Source organism: Bacillota bacterium (assembly GCA_013178045.1).
Taxonomy (GTDB): Bacteria; Bacillota; Ch66; order Ch66; family Ch66; genus Ch66.
In genome coordinates this window covers 15,469-34,773 of the sequence record JABLXP010000018.1, presented here as the reverse complement: position 1 = coordinate 34,773, position 19,305 = coordinate 15,469, and the positions used below count along the sequence as shown (strand labels likewise).

The following is a 19,305-nucleotide window of genomic DNA, read 5'->3' as shown; positions in this document are numbered from 1 at the left end:
TCGTGGCCGACAAGAATGGGGCTACATCCATCCCTGGCGTTTTTGCTGGCGGCGACATCGTTACGGGGGCGGCCACCGTGATCCTGGCGATGGGGGCTGGAAAAGTGGCGGCGCGGTCGATTCACCAATATTTAATGGGAGATAACCAACAGTCCTAAGGTAAACGCATGCGGAAGCTTCTAAAAAGGATATTTTATGCAAAAAACTAAACCTTAAAAGCGCACAGCTTCTGGATTTGTGCCATGATGGAAAAAGCAATCGATGTGCCAAATTGTGTCAAAAATATACACTTTGTGTATATTGGTTACACCGTTAAAAGAGAATATGGAAAAATAAGTTGATAATTACATCAAATGACAATATGATATTAACTTCAGGATATAGTAATGTTACAATTAGAAATAAAGGTATCTAGGAGGGACAAGTTATGGCTGAGTACAAAAACCTGCTGGTGGCCAAAGAAGGCCCAATCGCGATTCTTACCTTGAATCGCCCAGAAAGATTTAATGTTTTTGGCATTGAAGTATGGAAAGAAATGGAAATGGCGGCGCGAGAGATCGAGGAGATGGATGACGTAAGGGTGGTAGTCATTAATGCGGCTGGTCAGCATTTTGCCGCGGGCATTGACCTCAAGGAACTCAGTACAGTCAGCCCTGAATTTGCCCAGAAGCATCTGGGCTGGCTGCAATCGGTATATAATAAGTGGGAAGATTTCCCGCTACCGGTGATCGCGGCTATTCAGGGGAAGTGCATCGGGTCAGGGACAGAATTGATTTTAGCCTGTGACATTAGAGTGGCCGCCAGGAATGCCCGCATCTCCCTCCCCGAAGTCAGGTTTGGTCTCTCCCCGGACATGGGAGGGACGACCAGACTTCCTCGACTGGTCGGCCCCGGGCAAGCGAAAAGACTTATTCTTGCCTGTGATGAAGTTGATGCCGAAGAAGCCAGGGTCATTGGCCTGGTGGAGTTGGTGGTGGAGGATGACCAGCTCATGGAACAGACCATGCGATTGGCCAAACGTATCGCCGCCATGCCTCCTGTGGCAGTGCGGCTGGCCAAAAAGGGCATTAATCTGGCGATGGAGAGCAGCCGAATGGCTGGACTGTACTATGAACAGGTTCAAGCCACTTTCTGCAATGGAACCGTGGATCAGAAAGAGGCCATCAATTCCTGGTTCGAAAAGAGGCAGCCGGTGTTCAAAGGCCGCTAATTTGACAGGGGGAAAACCCGTGCGACATGACCTGAGAAAATTGGTTCCCCCAATATACTTGAGTTTCCGACCCGATGATCCCGTTGAAAGTGTTCATGCCACGCTGGTCAAGAATCGACGTGACGCCGGGATAGTGCTCGACCAGGCGGGATGTTTTCTCGGCATTGTGACGAAAGACGATTTCTATGCCGCCTTTGGCCAAAAAAATCTCCTGGTAAAAGATATTATGCAGAGCGATTGGGCCAGGGTGCGAGTAGATTTGCTTGTGGAAGAGGTAATCCGGCTACCGCAATCCTGGATCGTGATCTCTGAGGGTGAAACAATTCTGGGGGTGATTAATAAGGCCACCTTATTAGAATTTGCCCTGAGCAATATTGAAGCCAATGGGGAATTCCTGAGTGCGCTTTTCGAAGCGGCCCAAAGCGGCATTGTGGCCGTCAATCAACATGGTCTGATCACCCACATGAACCGGAGCGCTGAAGAGATTAGAGGAGTATCCCGCGAATACGCGGTGGGTAGTATTGTGACGGAAGTCTTTCCAGAGACGACGTTAATGCGGGTGATCGAAACGGGGATTCCCGAATACGGGGTAAAGACCAATATTACGGGCAAAACGATCGTGACGAATCGTAGCCCGATCTACCGGGACGGAAAAATCATTGGCGGGGTAGCAATTTTTCAGAGTTTATCGGAACTTGATTCCCTCCACAGTGAATTGAACACCGTGAAACAATTGTATCGAGAACTGGAAACCATTCTTGATGTCACCTATGATGGGATCGTCGTCACCGATGGCCACGGGGTGATCCTCCGGGTAAACTCTGCCCTGGAGAAATTGCTGGAGCGGGACGCGAGTCAGTTGGTCGGCCGGCGCGTGGAAGATTTACTTAATACCGGGTTGTTTGACGTTTCGGCCACCTTGAGGACATTGCAGGAAAAACGAACGGTATCTCTGGCCCAAACTCTGGTCAATAATAGACAAACTGTCTCCACAAGTGTACCTGTTTTTGATGAAAAGGGAGATATTGTTCGGGTAGTCACGAATATTCGGGACATGACGGAATTGAGTCGGGTGCAAGAGGAGGTCGAACGGATTAAAGCAATTTCCCAAAAATATGAAATGGAACTTGCCCAATTGCGTAATATCCAGCGGAATGATGATGTCGTAATTGTTAGCCCTGAGATGAAGAAACAAATTCACCTGGCAGCCATGGTGGCGAAATCGGAGGCCACTATCCTGATCACCGGCGAATCAGGGGTGGGTAAGGAAGTGGTGGCCAAACTGATCCACCAGAACAGCTTGCGTAAAGAAGGGCCATTTGTCGCGATTAACTGCGGGGCAATCCCAGAGCTGCTATTGGAATCCGAGTTATTTGGTTATGAAAAAGGGGCCTTCACCGGGGCCAATGCTGGGGGGAAAATAGGTCTGTTTGAACTGGCCAATGGTGGTACGTTGTTACTGGATGAGGTATGCGAACTCCCTTTAAACCTGCAGGTAAAGCTCTTACGTGCCCTCCAGGAACGGCAAATCTACCGGGTCGGAGGAAACCAGCCGATTAAACTGAATGTCCGGATCATCGCTACCTCGAATCGGGACTTATTTGCCCTGGTCAGGGACAAGAAGTTTCGAGCTGACTTATACTATCGGATCAATGTGATTCCTATCCGCATACCCGCCCTGAGAGAGCGCAAGGAGGACATTGTTCCCCTGGCCATGTTTTTCCTGAAAAAGTACAACCAGCAGTATGGTTTAAGAAAACGGTTTTCTTCTGAATTACTCCAATGGTTTGTCAATTACCGCTGGCCAGGTAATGTTCGCGAACTGCAAAATTTTGTCGAGCGACTGGTGTTGACCAATGAGGACGATGTGCTCGGGTTGGAACCCAGAGAAGTAAGTGCCAATACAGCAGATATGCCGATCAAGGTGTGTGCCCTGATCCCTTTGCGGCAGGGATGTGAACTGGTAGAAAGGCAGTTACTGTCAATGGCGCTCGCGCGAGGGAAAAGCCTTCGGGCTGCCGCCAGGCTTCTTGGGGTGGATCATTCCACAGTCGTTAAAAAGATTAAGTCTTACCGACTAACGGAGGGGAAGTAGAACCGGTGAAAATAGTCACCGGGTGGTGGAGAAAGTCACCACTAACGGGGACTGCCCGAGAATACGAGAATATCTGGCTCAATGGAACCTAAGTGAGCAATAATCGTCCTGCCGACCACAGTGGGGGTGGTGATAATCAAAACCACTTCCCCTTTTTTATTACAAAGAACCCAGAGAATCCTTTATATTGACAGAATAATCAAAATAACGCGTCAAAAACAGGGGACTTGTAAACTGGCACGGGGTTTGCATTGAATTAATTAAATCTAGCAAAGTAATAATCTCCGCTTGGCAGTTGGTGCACAAAATTAATGCCGTACTGGTAAGGGGGGTAATGGTTCCAATGTCAGTTGATCGAGTAAGAAGTATGTGGGAACGCCTAAGAAGAAACAAGGATGACTTTGAGGTTATCGGTGTAAGTAAGACGATTAAAGCATCGTGGGAGAGAAGCGAACATTACCGAGTGAGTCCGTACCTGAAGAAAGCGCCGGTTATTTTAACTCATGATGAATTGATGGAAAGAAAAAGAAAAAACGAAGAGCTAATTACCTGTAGTTTAATCACCATGAGGAGACTGTTTGAATTTGTGGCGGGTTCTGGGTTCGTGGTCGCCCTTACCGACAATGAAGGTTACATACTTGAGCTGATTGGTGATGAAGAGGCGCTCCAATTTGCCGAGGCTGGCAATTTTGTTCCGGGAGCCAACTGGTCGGAAAATGTTATGGGGACCAATGCCATTGGCATGGCTCTAGTGGAAAAGCGGCCGGTCCAGGTCCATGGTTATGAGCATTATTGCTTGTGTGCCTATACCACAACCTGTTCCGCTGCCCCAATCTGTCAACCGGACGGAACGCTATTGGGTGTGCTAGATTTGACTGGACCTTTTGACCGGGTATCTAAGCACACGCTAGGTTTGGTGGTAGCGGCTGTTAATGCCATCGAAAACCAAATCGCTTTGCAGCGGGCTTACGAAAATAGCGAATCTGAAAAGGTTTACAAGAACGTAATCCCAGAGCTTGTGTCAGAGGGGGTCCTGGTGGTTGATAAATTTGGTTACATCACCTACTTGAATCGTACCGCCGGTCAACTACTTCGATTAGATCAAAGTAAATCCATTGGCCTTAATTTGAGGACCTTATTAGGAAATAAGAAACGCCAGAACACCTACTTTTATGATTTGTTACAGCGAGATGGAGAAATAGCCGATGAATCGGTAACGATTAACGTGGCCGGGGAGAAGATCAAGTTTAATATCAGTTGTCGTCAGATCGTTTCTTCCAGCGGTCTGCGGAGCGGAGTAGTCGTAATTTTACGGAAAGACTCTGAGATTAAAGAATGCCAATACACAACCCCGGATTATGCTAGTCAAGGTTTTGCGGCAATTATCGGGCAGTCTAGTAGATTAGTGCCAGCCATACGATTGGCTAAAGCAGCAGCGATGTCGGCAAGCAACGTTTTATTGCTTGGTGAGAGCGGAACGGGAAAAGAACTATTTGCGCAAGCCATTCACCAGGCCGGTCCGCGCAGCAAGCAGCCGTTTGTGGCGATTAACTGTGCTGCATTTCCTCGTGAATTAATCGCCAGTGAATTGTTTGGTTACGAAGAAGGTGCATTTACCGGGGCGCGGAAGGGCGGCAACCCAGGCAAGTTTGAGTTGGCTAACCACGGGACCATTTTTTTAGATGAGATTGGAGAAATGCCCTTAGATCTGCAAGCAATTTTATTGCGAGTGTTAGAGGAGAGAAAAGTTGTCCGTCTAGGCGGGAAAACACCTGTTTCGGTTGACGTACGGGTTATTGCGGCCACGAACAAGAATCTACGTCTCGAAATGGAGAAAGGTAATTTTCGTCCTGATCTTTTTTATCGGTTAAACGTCATTACCATCGAAATTCCCAGCCTCCGGGAAAGGAAGGACGATCTCGAATTATTATGCACCCATTTTTTACAGCAAATAAATAAACGTCTGGGTAAGCGGGTCGAAAAAATCAGCCCAGAAGTAATGGAGGCGTTTTACTGTTACCATTGGCCTGGCAATATTAGAGAACTGCAAAATGTGATCGAACGGGCGCTCCAGGTTACTCAGGGTGCAACTATTACATTGAACGACATACCGCAGGAAATTTATGGTTGCGGGGGTAATAATGCAGTCAGGAATAGAAAGCCTGTATTTAATGTTATTTCAACCCAGCGACAATCCATTAAAAATGTAGAGGAAGAGTTGATTCGGCATTATTTGCAGCAATTTCGTAGTAAAACGCGAGTAGCGAAAGAACTGGGGATCGCCCGGAGTAGTTTGTATCGTAAACTTAAGGAATATTGTATTGAGTAAGAAAATAAAGATGGAACATCCATTCCGGAAGCTGTGAAGAGAGGGTGAGCGGGTCTGCTTCTTTAATACTTTTATGTTATTGAATTAAAAGAAAAGAGAGTATATCATGGGTGATTTAATGGAGCTTTATCGTAGTAACTGGTAACTGTGGAGGAAGCAGTCAAGGTCGTGAAGTCAGGGGACTGGGTCGTTACGGGTATAGTTTTACAGGGAGTCGTCACCCACCTTGGGCCTGCTGGCGTGTGCTCCAATATGGAAATTAATGGGCATAGTTCCGTGATAATTAACGCGTATTGCACATTCTGGAAAACCAAGAGCTAAAGGCTCTTGTTTTTTTGCTGCGACAGCGCGGAACTGTCCCATAATCGGATATTTATTTTAACCTTAACTGTCCGATTTTGGGACATGTTTAATTCTTTCAACAGAGAGTCAGAGATAGATCTCGAGGGATCAATTTATGTTTAATAATTTGGCATGTTATTTGCGTAATTTTTTAATTGAAAAATTAATAATTAATTGAGCCCGACTTTTAAAACCGGTAGGTAAGCGTTGTCTTACGGGAGTAGGCGGTTTTATTGGGAGTTAAGGAGATTTTCGAAGGAGGTGAATCGCGGAGCAATAAGAGTCCCCGAGGTAAAGTGTTTAAAGAAATCTTACCGGAGCGGGTCGCCAAGGGCAAGCTGACCGCAGAACAAGCCGCCGGGGCCAAAGAACGTCTTCACTTTACCAGCCAGTTAAGTGAAGCGGCCAGGAATGCTGATTTCGTGATCGAGGCGGTGGTTGAGAAGATTAAGGTGAAGCGTAATCTTTTTGCTGAATTGGAGAAACTGTGTCCACCCCATGCAATCCTGGCTAGTAATAGTTCTTATATTGTCAGTTCGCGGTTCGCCGATGCGACCAACCGGCCGGAAAAGGTATGTAATATGCACTTTTTTAATCCAGCTCTGGTGATGAAAGTAGTTGAGGTGGTGAAAGGGCCGCACACTTCAGAGGAAACTGCGCAAATAACCATTGATCTTTGCCGGGCAATTGACAAGTCACCGGTCGTGCTAAATAAAGAGATCTATGGTTTTGTTGTCAACCGCATCTTAGCGGCGATTACCCGGGAAGCCTTTTATCTGGCCGAGGAAGGTTTCGCTTCTCCTCAGGATATTGACATAGCTGTGGAAGGTGGCTTAAACCACCCGATGGGGCCTTTCAGACTTCTTGATCTAACGGGGCTTGATTTGGCTTATTACCGTCGGGTGGAGCGTTACCAGGAAACCGGCCATCCGGATGATAAACCGCCAAAATTGCTGGAGGAGAAGTTCAAAGCAGGCGAGTATGGGCGAAAGACGGGTAAGGGATTTTATACCTATTAAAATCAAGGGGCGGTTTTAGCACCGCCCCTTGATTTTCCGGGTTTGTTCTATAATCGGACAGTGTTGTAATAAATTTTTTGTTCGAATATCGGACAATTCAGACATTTGCCTTAAATGCTTTGAAGGTCGGTACGTGTGTTATCAGCAATCATCCTGTACTCAAATTTACCGGCACGTTCTTTACTTTTACGTGTTAGTGATGATGGATTAAGCAAGACAGTTTCTTGGCATTCCTCAACACTTTGCAAAGGAGGAAGCTCCAATGTTTCACTCTTACCGGTATAAGCAGTATAAGAACATGCTGGTTACGGTGGAGGATAATATCGCGATTGTCCAGTTTAACCGGCCTAAGGCTTTAAATGCCGTGAATGAAGAAATGCTTAATGAGCGCCTGGAGATTTTAAGGGGCGTAGCCCAGGACTCCGAGGTCAGGGTGGTGATTCTGACTGGCGGCGAGAAGGTGTTTTGTGCGGGCGGGGATTTGGTGTCGTTTTCTCAGTACGGGGTGATCGAAGCCCGTCAATTTGCGGATCTGGTTTTGGCCCATCACCGGTTGCTAGCGGAACTGCCGAAACCAACAATTGCTGCGGTAGCGGGATATGCCTTCGGTGGGGGGATGGAAAACGTGTTGCTGTGCGACCTGCGAATTGCGGCCGATAACGCTAAATTTGCTTTGCCAGAAATTAATGTAGGAATTTTCCCCGGTGGGGGTGGGACGCAAAGACTGCCGCAGAATGTGTCGTTATGCCGGGCCAAGGAGATGGTCTTCTTTGGCGAACCGATTGATGCCCACACGGCGCTGGCCTTAGGGATCATCAACCGGGTGGTGCCGCTGGCGGAATTGATGGATACGGCCAAAGCTTGGGCCAAGAAACTGGTCAAGAAGCCGCCGCTCGCTTTACGGTTGGCTAAGATGGCCCTGAACGCGGCTTGGAGCTGTGATATTGAGACTGGGCTGAGGTTAGAGTCGGATGCCTGGGCCATGGTCTTCGGAACCCAGGATCAAAAGGAGGGGATGCGGGCGTTTCTTGAAAAGCGGAAACCGGTATTTAAAGGATGTTAGATTCAGGGGGTGAAGTCGATGACTGAGGTCCCGGAAATTGATCTCAGGTATGCCCAATTAGAGATTGGTCAGGAACTTGGAGTGGCTTCCTTTCTCCTCGATGCGGAACGGGTTAAGCAGTATCGCTTGCTGTTTGGCGATACCAGACCAGTTAAAGAGGGGGACCCTGTACCCCCATTTATGCTGGCGATGCTCTGTCACCGTCTCCTGGCGGACCAACCCAAACGTCCCCCTGGTTCCATCCACGTTCGCCAACGCTCATCGTTTCTAGGTTTGGCGCCCGTGGGGACGGTGTATAAGGTGCGCGGAAGAGTTGAGGAAAAATGGGTGAAGAATGGGAGACCCTGGGTAACCTTTGACCTTGAAGGTTTCCTGGAAAACGGGCCGGTGGTGTACCGGAGTCGAACCACGAGTATTCTTGGTGGTTAACTTGAAAAATCAGGGGGGCTGCTTCGTGGAATGGGAAAAAGGAATGACGATTACCCCGATCGAGTTGGTGATTACACCTGAATTGGTGAAGCTTTATGCCGAAGTGTCTGGCGACCACAACCGTCTTCACCTGGACGAAGAATTTGCCCGTACTACTCGCTTTGGTACCAGAATTGCCCATGGCATGCTCTTAATGGCGGTGGTCACGGAGATGTTAATGGGCGCTTTTGGCTTATCCTGGGCCCGGAGCGGTCAGTTGGATGTTTCCTTTGTTGCCCCGGTTCCGGTTGGGTCAACCCTACACACTGACGGTCAGGTAACTGGTGTGAGTTTAGACCAGGAGGGATACCATTTTGCCATAGAGACCTGGGCGACCATTGATAATGGACAAAAGGTGCTTACGGCTACGGGGAGTGTCTTACTCTCATCGGATTTAATCTAAGTGAGACAATCTCAATTTCAATTAACTTTTTAATCAGATTAACTAACAACAATTAGCAAAGGAGGATATGTGTATTATGAATATTCATCAACTTTTCGACCTGAGAGGACAGGTCGCGATCATCACTGGTGGATCCGTTGGTTTGGGTTATCAGATGGCAACCGGCTTGGCTGAGGCGGGGGTTAATATTGTCTTAACCGCCAGAAAGGTGGACCGGTGCGTAGCTGCGGCTGAAAAGATTCGCCAGGAAACCGGGGTGAGGACCCTGGCGGTTGGTTGCAATGTCAGCAAGCTTGAAGAAGTGCAGAATCTGGTGGCCGTGACGATGAAGGAGTTTGGGCGGATTGATATATTGGTAAACAACGCTGGGACCACCTGGGGGGCACCGGTACTTGAGTATCCGCTAAAAGGCTGGCAGAAGGTGATCGATACCAATATAACCGGTACCTTCTTATGCTGTCAACAGGTCGGTCGGGTGATGCTCGAACAAAAAAGAGGGAAAATCATTAACATTGCTTCTGCGGCAGCTGTTATGGGGGCTGAACCGGAAAAGATGGATGCGGTCGCCTACCCAGCCAGCAAAGCGGCTGTTGTTGCCCTGACCAAGGATCTGGCTGCTAAGTGGGCCCGGTATAACATTAACGTCAATGCCATCGCTCCAGGATGGTTTCCTACGGACATGTCAGCCTGGACCCTGGAGCACGTGGGGGAGAGGCTGCTACAGGGTATTCCGATGCGGCGTTTCGGCGGAGATGACGAACTGAAAGGGGTAGTAGTGTTCCTCGCGTCAGAGGCGTCCCGGTATGTCACCGGCCACACCCTTTTTGTCGATGGTGGGGAGACGATTGTTTAATCGGGGTGATATTATTAGCTAAACCATCATATTAAGGAGGCTCTAAGATGAGAACGTTTGAACAGTATCTGGAAAAACTGCGCCGTATGCGTCCCAATGTATACATGGGTGGAAAACTGGTTCCTCGGGATGACCCGCAATTTATGCCCGGGATCAGAACCATTGGGTTAACCTATGAACTGGTTAACGATCCTGAATATGCGGACCTGTTGACCGCAACCTCGCATCTTACCGGTGAGAAAATCAACCGGTTTACGCACATCCACCAAAATAATGATGATCTATTGGCAAAACAAAAAGTCACGCGCCTGCTTTGCCATAAAGCCGGCCGCTGTATCCAGCGTTGCATGGGGATCGATGCGATGAACGCTCTCTCGGTGATCACCAAGGAGACCGATCTAGAACATGGCACCAATTACCACGAACGTTTCCTCAAGTTTTTACGGTATTTCCAGGAGAATGATCTAGTGGCTAACTGCGCCCAGACCGACGTGAAAGGTGACCGCAGCTTGCGGCCGCATCAGCAAAAGGATCCCGATCTCTATCTCCGAGTGGTGGAGAAAAGAGCCGATGGGATTGTGGTGAGGGGGGCCAAAGCCCACAACACCATTGCCCCATATACTGATGAAATCATTGCCATCCCTACCCGGGCGATGACCAAGGAAGACGCTGACTATGCCGTAGCCTTTGCCATTCCCGCTGATACCGAGGGGGTTTACCTGATCAGTGTTACCCACAACCAGCGACCACGCAAACATCTGCACGCACCGATTGAAAACGCGGGCGGGGCGCATTCGTTAACTGTTTTTGATAATGTTTTTGTTCCTTGGGAACGTGTTTTTCTGTGCGGTGAGACCAAACAGGCCGGCCAGCTGGCCGCTCTCTTTGCCACATACCACCGTCACAGTTATACTGGTTGTAAGCCGGCGATGACTGATATCTTGATGGGGGCGACCGCCCTGGTTGCTGAGTATAACGGGATTGAAAAGGCGTCCCACGTCGGTGACAAGATCGCCGAAATGATTACGGTCGCGGAGCTGGTCTACGCCGCTGGAGTTGCCGCTGGTGCTACTGGACAAAAGCGGGCGTCCGGGACCTGTGTACCTAATGTATTGTATTGTAATGTGGGCCGCTACCACGCCGGGGTGAATATCTACCACGAGTTTGAGACTCTGGCCGACATTGCCGGTGGTCTGGCCGCCACTCTGCCGCGGGAAGAGGATTTCTTCAATCCCGAGACCAAGGATTTTTTGAACAAATACATTATGCGCAAGGCCGATATTCCGCCGGAAAAAGTGCACCGGGCTTATCGGCTGATCGAGAACATGATCGCCTCAGCCACCGGAGCAGCTTCGCAAATCAGTGGTATCCATGGTGGCGGCTCGCCGATCATGGAGAAAATTGCCATCCGCGCTTCCTATGATATCGAGAGCAAGAAGGCCATTGCCAAATACCTGGCCGGGATTGAGGATTAGTTTAATTGAGAAAAGGGGTGAACGTATTGTTCGAAAACTGGCGGATTATGGTGGTCGGTGCTGGCACCATGGGGCATTCCATTGCCCTGGCCTTTGCGGTCCACGGTTTTGAGACAACGCTGGTCGACCAGAGTCCCGAGCAACTGGAAAAAGCCCAAAAAATGATCGCTGGAAACTTACAGACCCTCTGCTCAGTGGGGGAGATTCCCGAGGATGTAGTTGAAAAGGCGCAGAAACTCATCACTTATACGGATAAGCTCGAAGAGGGCGCGCCTCAGGCCAATTTCGTGGTTGAGACCATTTATGAGAGCCCGCCGGCCAAACGAGAACTTTTTGCCATACTGGATAAACTTTGTTCGGCTGACACTATTTTTACCAGCAACACCTCGGCCCTGAACATTTTTGAGATCGCCGAGGTGTCCCATCCAGAAAGGTTGATCATTGCCCACTGGTTTAACCCGCCCCACATCATGCCTCTGGTCGAGGTCGTCCGTGGGCTCCAGACCTCAGACGAAACCGTAGAAACAGTCAAAGCCTTACTTACAAAGTTAGGCAAGACCCCCGCCGTGCTGAATCAATACGTGCCGGGATTTATTGTCAACCGTTTTTCGGCGGTGATTGCGCGAGAAGCAGGTTATATGATGGCCCAGGGGTGGTGTACCTGGGAGGACATCGACACCGCGGTTGTTTCCACTTACGGCCCGCGCTTTGCTTTTGAAGGACCGCTGGAACTGCGCGACCATTTAGGCTGGGACATCAGTACCAAGGTAGCGTCGTTCCTTTTCCCGCACCTGTGTAATGACACCGGCCCAATGCCCCTGGCGGTGGAAATGGTCCAAAAGGGCTGGTTGGGGGTCAAGTCCGGGCGGGGGCTGAAGGACTATAGCAATGTGGACATTCAGGAAATCCAAAAGGAGAGGACCATGAAAATTTTCAAAATGTTAAAAAACATTCGTGAACTGTAGATAAAAATCTTAGTCACAAATCCGAGTTAATCAAAAAATGCTGGAAAGGGGTGGACATCTTGTTCGACAACTGGAAAGTCGTCGTGGTCGGGGCGGGGACCCAGGGTCATTCGATCGCCCAGGTGTTTGCGGTTAACGGATTCGAGACCACCCTGGTCGATCAGGGCCCGGCTCAACTGGAGAAAGCCCGGTACTTGATCGCGAACAACGTGGAAACGCTGTGCTCGGTAGGGGAGATGACCGAAGAGGTGGCGAGGGAAGCCCAACAACGGATTACTTTCACTGACCGGCTTGCGCCGGCTGCTTCCCAGGCCAACCTGGTCCTCGAAGCCATTTTCGAAGACGCGTCCGCCAAACGGGCGTTATTTACCGAACTTGATCGTCTTTGTCCCGCGGAAACGATCCTGGTCAGTAACACCTCAGCCCTGAACATTTTTGACATCGCGGAAGTTTCCCATCCTGAGCGGCTGATTATTGCCCACTGGTGCACGCCTCCCCACATCATGCCTTTGGTGGAGATTGTCCGGGGGCCCCAGACCGCAGAGGATACGGTGGAAACGATGAAAGCATTGCTCATCAAGTTAGGGAAAAAGCCAGCCATGGTCAACCAGTATATTCCCGGGTTTATTCTCAACCGGATCGGGCAGGCCATCTTTCGGGAGGCCTGTTACATGGTGGCGCAGGGGTGGGCCACGCCGGAGGATGTTGATGCAGCCCTAAAGGCTACCTACGGAGTGCGCTGGCCGTTCGAGGGACCGCTGGAGTTGCGCGACCACATTGGCTGGGACGTGAGCCTGAAGGTCGGATCGTTTGTGATCCCGCATTTATGTAACAGCACGGAGCCCTTGGGCCTGGCGGTTGAGTTGACGTCAAAAGGTTGGTTAGGAGTTAAGACCGGCCGGGGACTGAAGGACTATAGCCAGGTGGATGTGGCTCAAGTCCAAAAGGAAAGAACCTTGAAAATTTTAAAGATGATGAAGGCTATTCGGGAGCTTGACCACATTGGCTGAGGGACGGCGATCGGTTGTTAATCTTGAGGTGATCACGATTGATGGCGGGAGCATGGTGAAGGGTTAATCATAATTGCTGATTGATGAAAGGGGGAATAGCGGTGACTGTGGCAGTTTTTGGGGGGACCGGTTTTATCGGCGCTGTGGTCTGCACCCACTTATTATGCCTCGTGGCTGGATGGTACCCGCCTGGAGCAGGCTGTGGGCCGGCCCTTGAAGTTCAGTTTTGAAGCAGGGATTAAGGAGCAAATTGAGCGGGTGCGAAAATACGGGCCGCTTGGGTAGCGTGCTGGTTGAGATACGATGCCGGGAAAAATATGAGGCTTGATTAAATTTTCGCCGGCGTTTAGAATTGGGTTAAGAACAGCCGCATTCCGCCCGATGTTAACCATTAGCAGAAAGGGATGAACCTGATGCCGACGACTGAACGAATCGAAGAATCGGCAGCCTGGGAAATGCTCAAGGGGGCGGTGGATGTTCATGTCCACGCGGGACTCAGTCTATTCCCCAGGCTCTACGACGACTGGGAGTTGGCCAAACAAGCGGCGAAAGCCGGTCTGGCTGCCGTGGTTCTTAAAGCTCATGAAGGGTCTTCGGTTGAACGGGCGCACGTGGCCGACCGCTATGTGGCTGGTATTCAAGTATTTGGCGGGGTAGTCCTGAATCATTTTGTCGGCGGGTTCAACCCCTACAGCGTTGAACTGGCGCTGGGGCTGGGAGGTAAGATTGTCTGGATGCCGACCATCCATGCGCAAAACCATCTCCGATACTATGGAGACGCCGGTTACCAGGAAATGGCTGCCACCATTCAGCTCAAATACCCGGTTAAACCCCTCCGTATCCTTGACGATTCTGGTCGGTTACTCCCTGAGGTGATCGACATCGTCAAAATCGTAGCCGAAAGGGATGCCGTCCTGGCTACTGGTCACCTTTCTCTGGAAGAGATCGGCCAACTGGTACCCGCGGCGCGGGAACTGGGTGTTAAACGAGTAGTGCTCAACCACCCCGAATTACCGGTTTCCTCACTTCCGCTTGATTTCCAATTGGAGATGGCCCGTCTGGGTGTCTACATTGAGCGCTCTTTCTTGCCTACCACGGAGAAATGGGGTAGGTACCCAATCAGTCGAACTGCTGAGGAGATCAGGCGAATCGGCCCTGAGCGCTGTCTTCTCGAGACGGATTTGGGGGAGAAAGATGGTCTGGATCCCAGCGAAGGCTTAATGCGGTTCTGCTGCGGTCTCTTCGAGGCCGGGATTCCTTGGCATTGGATCAGACAGATGGTGGCGGAGAATCCTAGACAATTGTTAGGGATGAGTTAGTCTAATATACCGCCTCCCCTAATTGGGAGGCATTTTTGGATGGAGGAGTGAATGGCTTGGTTACGCAGAAGATTTTACCAAACCTGTATAAAATCGAGGTTCCGCTTCCCAGGAATCCCTTAAAAGCCCTCAATGCGTATGTGATTAAAGCAGAGAACCGAAATTTGATTATTGATACCGGCATGAACCGGGAGGAATGTCAAAGGGCAATGGACTTTGGTCTGCGGGAGCTTGGCGTGGATTTAGATAAGACGGATTTTTTTCTTACCCACATGCACGCTGATCATTCTGGCCTTGTAGGTAATCTAGCTACCAGCAACTCCCGGATCTACTGCAGTCAACCGGATGCCGCTGTCCTCAATAATTTTACACGCTCCAGGGATTACTGGGATAAAATGCGAAACTTTGCCTACTTAAATGGCTTTCCCGAAGATGAGTCACACGAGGCAATTGAAAAACACCCTGGTTATTTATTCAGCCCTATTGGCCACCTGGATTTTACTATAGTGCATGAAGGTGATTCGATCAGCATCGGCGACTATCATTTTCGGTGCGTGGCAACTCCTGGTCACACGCGGGGCCATATGTGTCTATACGAATCCGCGAAAAAAATCCTGGTCGCGGGGGACCATATTCTTGGGGACATCACCCCTAACATTTCCCAATGGTCGCCTCAAGGTAGTTATCTCCAGGAATACCTTAACAGCCTCGACCTGGTCGACCAACTCGATATCGACCTGGCCTTGCCTGGTCACCGGGGGCTGATTAACGACTGTAAACGGCGGATTCAAGAGCTGAAGCTCCACCACCAGCGCCGGATTGATGAGGTCCTAGCTATCTTAACCAAGGGCGTACAGACTGCCTATCAGGTAGCGTCACAAATGACCTGGGATATGACTTATGATTCCTGGGATTTGTTTCCTGTCGCGCAAAAATGGTTCGCGACCGGGGAGGCGATTGCCCACCTGAAATACCTTGAGGAAAAAGGAGTAATCCAAAGGGAAATGAAGGACCAGATGTTTGTGTTTTCAAGAAAAAGCTAACGACCTTTTTCAATCCGAACAATTGCCGAGCTTAAATTCCGTCGCTGGTCCTAACGGTCAGGACGGATTTTTTTTGGCCCGGGTGAAAAACTAAGCAAAAAGCAATTAATCTTGAGGTTATAAATATTCACGGCGGAGGTATAGACATGGCGGCTTTTCACCTGCGTTTTTCACCCCGGCCAAATCGAGCCCGGGAAATTCACTGGTTTAGTTGGGAAGAACAGGCTTTCGCCAAAGCACAACAGGAAGACAAACTGATTCTCCTTGCCATCAGTGGAGTCTGGTGTCACTGGTGCCACGTCATGGATGAAACAACTTATTCCGATCCCCAAATAATCAAGTTCATTAACGATAATCTGGTGGCGATTCGCGTCGATACAGATCAGCGGCCGGATATCAATGAGCGGTACAATCTCGGTGGGTGGCCTACCACGGCCATCCTGTCACCCCAGGGAGAACTGTTGACCGGGGGAACCTATATCCCGCCGGCGGAGATGAAAACGTTTCTGCACAGAGTGGTCAAAAGTTACCGGGAGAATCGCGAACTTTTCCTGCGGCCGGCAGGTGAGTATGCGCTGCGGCAACGGGAAGGAAGAGTCGCGGCCGGGGATATAACGGAGGAGATAATTAACCAGGTCCGGCAAGAAGTGGTGAAGAACTATGATGAACGGTATGGGGGGTTTGGCGTTGCCCCCAAGTTCCCAATGAGCGAAGCCCTGGAACTGGCCATGGTGAGCTACGTGGAAACAGGGGAGGAGCAGTGGCGAACGATTTTTTCCCACACCCTGACACAGATGTCGGGCAGCAGAATGTACGACCCGGTGGAAGGTGGCTTTTTTCGCTATTCCACAACGCGGGACTGGAGTATCCCCCACTTTGAAAAAATGTTGGAAGACAATGCCCTCCTGCTGGGTAATTTATTGATGGCTTACCAGATTACCGGGGAAGCTCGCTTTGCTGAAGTAGCCAGGGATGTCTTGCGGTACCTGGAAAGCAATTTGTACTCCCCGGATACTGGAGCCTGGGCCGGCACCCAGGACGCTGACGAGGAGTACTACGCGCTGCCAATGACCGCTCGCCGTCGGCACCCTGCTCCTTTCATTGACCGGATTATCTACGTTAACTGGAACGGATTACTGGTCCGCAGTCTGCTGCAAGCCGCTGTCATTTTTCGTAATGACCACTGGAAAGTCAGGGCGCTTTCTACCATTGATTTCCTGCTGCGGCGCTGTTACCAAGCAGAGAAGGGGATGGCCCATTATTATGACGGACAGCCTCACGTTTGGGGGCTCCTGATCGACGAGATAGCCGTGGGATTCGCCTTGAACATGGCTTACCAGGTGACAGGGGAAGAAAAATTTATTCGATGGTCAGAGAAACTGGCCGAGTACTGTTTAACGCGGCTGCAGTCCCCAGCGGGTGGGTTCTATGATTCCCTACCCGACCCGAACGCCCTGGGAGCTTTGAAAAAGCCATTGGTGGACTTTCGCCATAATGCCGAGGCAGCCCGCTGGTTGGCGGAATTGGCTGCTCTGACTCATCAGAAGCGTTACCTGACCGCGGCGCGACGGGCGCTGGCGGCCGGCAAGAAGCTCTACCGAAGGTATGACGTGATGGCGGCTGGTTATGCCCTGGCGGTTAGTGAGGTGTTAAAACCGTGGACGGTGGTTACGGTGGTGGGTGAACGTGAGCAAACAGCCCCGCGCGAACTGTTGCGGACCGCTTTGATCAACTTCACCCCCCGCCGGGTGGCGTATCTTCTGGATCCAAGAACACAGGCGGAACTGGTCGCGGCCAATGGTTACGATCCCGGGCCCCCAGCCAAAGCCTACGTTTGTATTGGTGAACGCTGCTTCCAACCATTAAGCGGGACGTCAGAGCTGGCCCGATTATTGCGTAATTTGGGGCGTTGTAATGAGACAGAGAAATGGGGAGATATTCAGTGCGAAGCGGCCATTAATCAAGTAAACCCAAAAAGGCCTGAAGTTAAACTATAAGCTTACGGAGGTGTTACGATGAGATTAGAAAAGAAAAAGAGCCCTGAGCTGAAAGAATCGGGACTGATAGCCGAAGCCTCGGGCTCAGCCATCTTCTTCAATCTGGACAGGCATGCGGAGCCACTCGGTCCAGCCAGTGAGGCTGAGCTCGGGAGAGGAAAGAAGAGGCACGAGACTAAAATGAAAGGGGAAGTCTCGCGGTCAAAAAAAAAGATAAAAAAGTTTATAAAGTCCTATCCGGCTGATTTAAGGCAGCCGCTTTTTTATTCAGGAAGTAGCGCAAAAGCAGAATGCTGGCCATCGAGGCCAAAGCATTGGCAAAGACCAGGGCGAACCAGACGCCACTGGTCCCCCAACCCAGTGTCAAGGCGAAGAAGTATGCCGATGGTAGCTGTAGGGCCCAAACCCGACACAGAGTAATCACCAGGGTCGGCCAGCCTAGCCCCAACCCCTGAAAAGCCGCGTTATTAACCATATCGATGGCAATGAAAGGGTAACTAAAGACCACGATGTGGAGGTACTGCACACCGATGTACCCAATCTGCGGATTGGCCGAAAAGCGGGCGATAATCACTGGGGCCATGGCGAAAAACGCTGTCCCGACTGCCGCCATTCCTCCCACGGCCAGCCATCCAGCAGTGGTGACAACCTGTCTGGCCCGCTTATTTTTGCCTGCACCCAGGTTTTGTCCAACCATGGTTACGGTCGCGCTGGCTAATCCCTGGGCTGGCAGGAAAGCGATGGCGTCCAGCCGGGAACCAATCCCCCGGGCGGCGACGGCGAAGGGGGTCAGGCTCATCATCAGTTTATTCAGAAAGACCGAGACGAGCGGAATGGTTAGGCGAGAAAAAGCCATAGGCAAAGCGAGTTCAACCAACTGTCGGGTCAGGGTCGAACTATACCGGAAGCCGCGCAGTTGCAGGTGAATACTGGACTTCTGTTGGCAAAAGTGGCGCAACAGCATCAGACAACCAGTGATCCGCCCCAGGTTGGTGGCCCAGGCGGCTCCATTTACGCCGAGGGCGGGGAGGCCAGCCAGACCAAAAATTAGCAGAGGGTCAAGCCCGAGGTTGACCAGGGTTGCGGTCATCATAACCCGGGAACTGGCGAGCATATCACCTTCACCACGCAGAATAGCCGTACCAATGTTTTGCAGGAACAGAAAGATATTGCCGAGAAGAATAATCTTAATGTATGATAGGGATAGTTCCAGGACACGTCCTTCGGCTCCCATAAAGCAGTAGATGTTTTCTGCGAAAACGAAGCCGATCAGTGTAAAAGCCCCGGCCAGGACAAGTGCAATCAGTAGCGATTGGGTGGCGATCTGTTCCGCCTGTTCTTGATTCCGGGCACCAATGGCCCGAGCGACCAGGGAGTTGACGCCGACCCCTACGCCGAAAGCGAAATTGACCAGGATGAAGCTGATCGGGAAGGACAGGCTGATGGCGGTTAGTTCATCGGTCCCAACCCAGCCCATGAGCAGTGTATCAATCAGGCTATAGATGGTTTGAAGGAGCATCGCCAGCATGTTGGGATAAGCCAGGGAAAGCAAGGTCGGGGCGATTGGACCCGCAATAATTTCGGGCCGAAACTTATGATGATGCATTCTCGTAACCTTCATCTTTCAAGCAAATTGACGCAAATGTGCTTTATTAACAGTTTAACAGAATTGTCTAGGGAAGAACACCCGGTATTATTCCCAGAAAAAGAGAGA

General features: G+C 50.5%; 17 protein-coding genes. 16 read left to right on the top strand and 1 reads right to left on the bottom strand.

Features of this window, described 5'->3' with window-relative positions; all coding sequences use genetic code 11:
• The 16 genes from HPY81_08690 to HPY81_08615 all read left to right on the top strand — a co-directional run.
• On the top strand, positions 1 to 158 hold a 158-nt coding region (locus HPY81_08690), incomplete at its 5' end, for a dihydropyrimidine dehydrogenase (GenBank protein ID NPV27496.1).
• Between the two features lie 269 nt (positions 159 to 427).
• Positions 428 to 1,210, top strand: a complete 783-nt coding sequence (locus HPY81_08685; GenBank protein NPV27495.1) for an enoyl-CoA hydratase/isomerase family protein — start codon at positions 428 to 430, stop codon at positions 1,208 to 1,210.
• A gap of 19 nt (positions 1,211 to 1,229) precedes the next feature.
• Positions 1,230 to 3,305, top strand: coding sequence for a sigma 54-interacting transcriptional regulator (locus HPY81_08680; GenBank protein ID NPV27494.1), 2,076 nt, complete (start codon positions 1,230 to 1,232; stop codon positions 3,303 to 3,305).
• Positions 3,306 to 3,648: 343 nt separating this feature from the next.
• Positions 3,649 to 5,634: a sigma-54-dependent Fis family transcriptional regulator gene (locus tag HPY81_08675; protein ID NPV27493.1), complete on the top strand. Its 1,986-nt coding sequence runs from the start codon at positions 3,649 to 3,651 to the stop codon at positions 5,632 to 5,634.
• Positions 5,635 to 6,209: 575 nt separating this feature from the next.
• The gene (locus tag HPY81_08670) at positions 6,210 to 6,995 is read left to right on the top strand and encodes a 3-hydroxyacyl-CoA dehydrogenase family protein (GenBank protein NPV27492.1); all 786 of its coding nucleotides are present in this window, start codon (positions 6,210 to 6,212) and stop codon (positions 6,993 to 6,995) included.
• Positions 6,996 to 7,257: 262 nt separating this feature from the next.
• The gene (locus HPY81_08665; protein ID NPV27491.1) at positions 7,258 to 8,058 is read left to right on the top strand and encodes a hypothetical protein; all 801 of its coding nucleotides are present in this window, start codon (positions 7,258 to 7,260) and stop codon (positions 8,056 to 8,058) included.
• An 18-nt stretch (positions 8,059 to 8,076) separates the two neighbouring features.
• A complete protein-coding gene (locus HPY81_08660; GenBank protein ID NPV27490.1) occupies positions 8,077 to 8,487 on the top strand; it encodes a hypothetical protein in 411 nt (136 codons plus the stop codon).
• A 25-nt stretch (positions 8,488 to 8,512) separates the two neighbouring features.
• Positions 8,513 to 8,929, top strand: a complete 417-nt coding sequence (locus HPY81_08655) for a MaoC family dehydratase (GenBank protein NPV27489.1) — start codon at positions 8,513 to 8,515, stop codon at positions 8,927 to 8,929.
• Between the two features lie 76 nt (positions 8,930 to 9,005).
• Complete coding sequence (locus HPY81_08650) at positions 9,006 to 9,782, top strand: SDR family oxidoreductase (protein NPV27488.1); 777 nt, start codon at positions 9,006 to 9,008, stop codon at positions 9,780 to 9,782.
• A 47-nt stretch (positions 9,783 to 9,829) separates the two neighbouring features.
• Positions 9,830 to 11,257, top strand: a complete 1,428-nt coding sequence (locus HPY81_08645) for an aromatic ring hydroxylase (protein ID NPV27487.1) — start codon at positions 9,830 to 9,832, stop codon at positions 11,255 to 11,257.
• A 26-nt stretch (positions 11,258 to 11,283) separates the two neighbouring features.
• The gene (locus HPY81_08640) at positions 11,284 to 12,222 is read left to right on the top strand and encodes a 3-hydroxyacyl-CoA dehydrogenase family protein (protein NPV27486.1); all 939 of its coding nucleotides are present in this window, start codon (positions 11,284 to 11,286) and stop codon (positions 12,220 to 12,222) included.
• A gap of 59 nt (positions 12,223 to 12,281) precedes the next feature.
• Positions 12,282 to 13,232 carry a 3-hydroxyacyl-CoA dehydrogenase family protein gene (locus HPY81_08635; protein ID NPV27485.1) on the top strand — a complete coding sequence of 317 codons (951 nt, stop codon included), beginning with the start codon at positions 12,282 to 12,284 and terminating at the stop codon, positions 13,230 to 13,232.
• 117 nt (positions 13,233 to 13,349) lie between these two features.
• Positions 13,350 to 13,517: a hypothetical protein gene (locus HPY81_08630; protein NPV27484.1), complete on the top strand. Its 168-nt coding sequence runs from the start codon at positions 13,350 to 13,352 to the stop codon at positions 13,515 to 13,517.
• Between the two features lie 119 nt (positions 13,518 to 13,636).
• On the top strand, positions 13,637 to 14,551 hold the full coding sequence (locus tag HPY81_08625; protein ID NPV27483.1) for a hypothetical protein: 915 nt from the start codon (positions 13,637 to 13,639) through the stop codon (positions 14,549 to 14,551).
• Between the two features lie 56 nt (positions 14,552 to 14,607).
• Positions 14,608 to 15,594 carry an MBL fold metallo-hydrolase gene (locus tag HPY81_08620; GenBank protein NPV27482.1) on the top strand — a complete coding sequence of 329 codons (987 nt, stop codon included), beginning with the start codon at positions 14,608 to 14,610 and terminating at the stop codon, positions 15,592 to 15,594.
• Between the two features lie 146 nt (positions 15,595 to 15,740).
• A complete protein-coding gene (locus HPY81_08615) occupies positions 15,741 to 17,591 on the top strand; it encodes a thioredoxin domain-containing protein (GenBank protein ID NPV27481.1) in 1,851 nt (616 codons plus the stop codon).
• Positions 17,592 to 17,814: 223 nt separating this feature from the next.
• Here the strand turns inward: HPY81_08615 and HPY81_08610 are convergent, their stop codons facing one another.
• Positions 17,815 to 19,212, bottom strand: coding sequence for an MATE family efflux transporter (locus HPY81_08610; protein NPV27480.1), 1,398 nt, complete (start codon positions 19,210 to 19,212; stop codon positions 17,815 to 17,817).
• Positions 19,213 to 19,305: the final 93 nt, after the last annotated feature.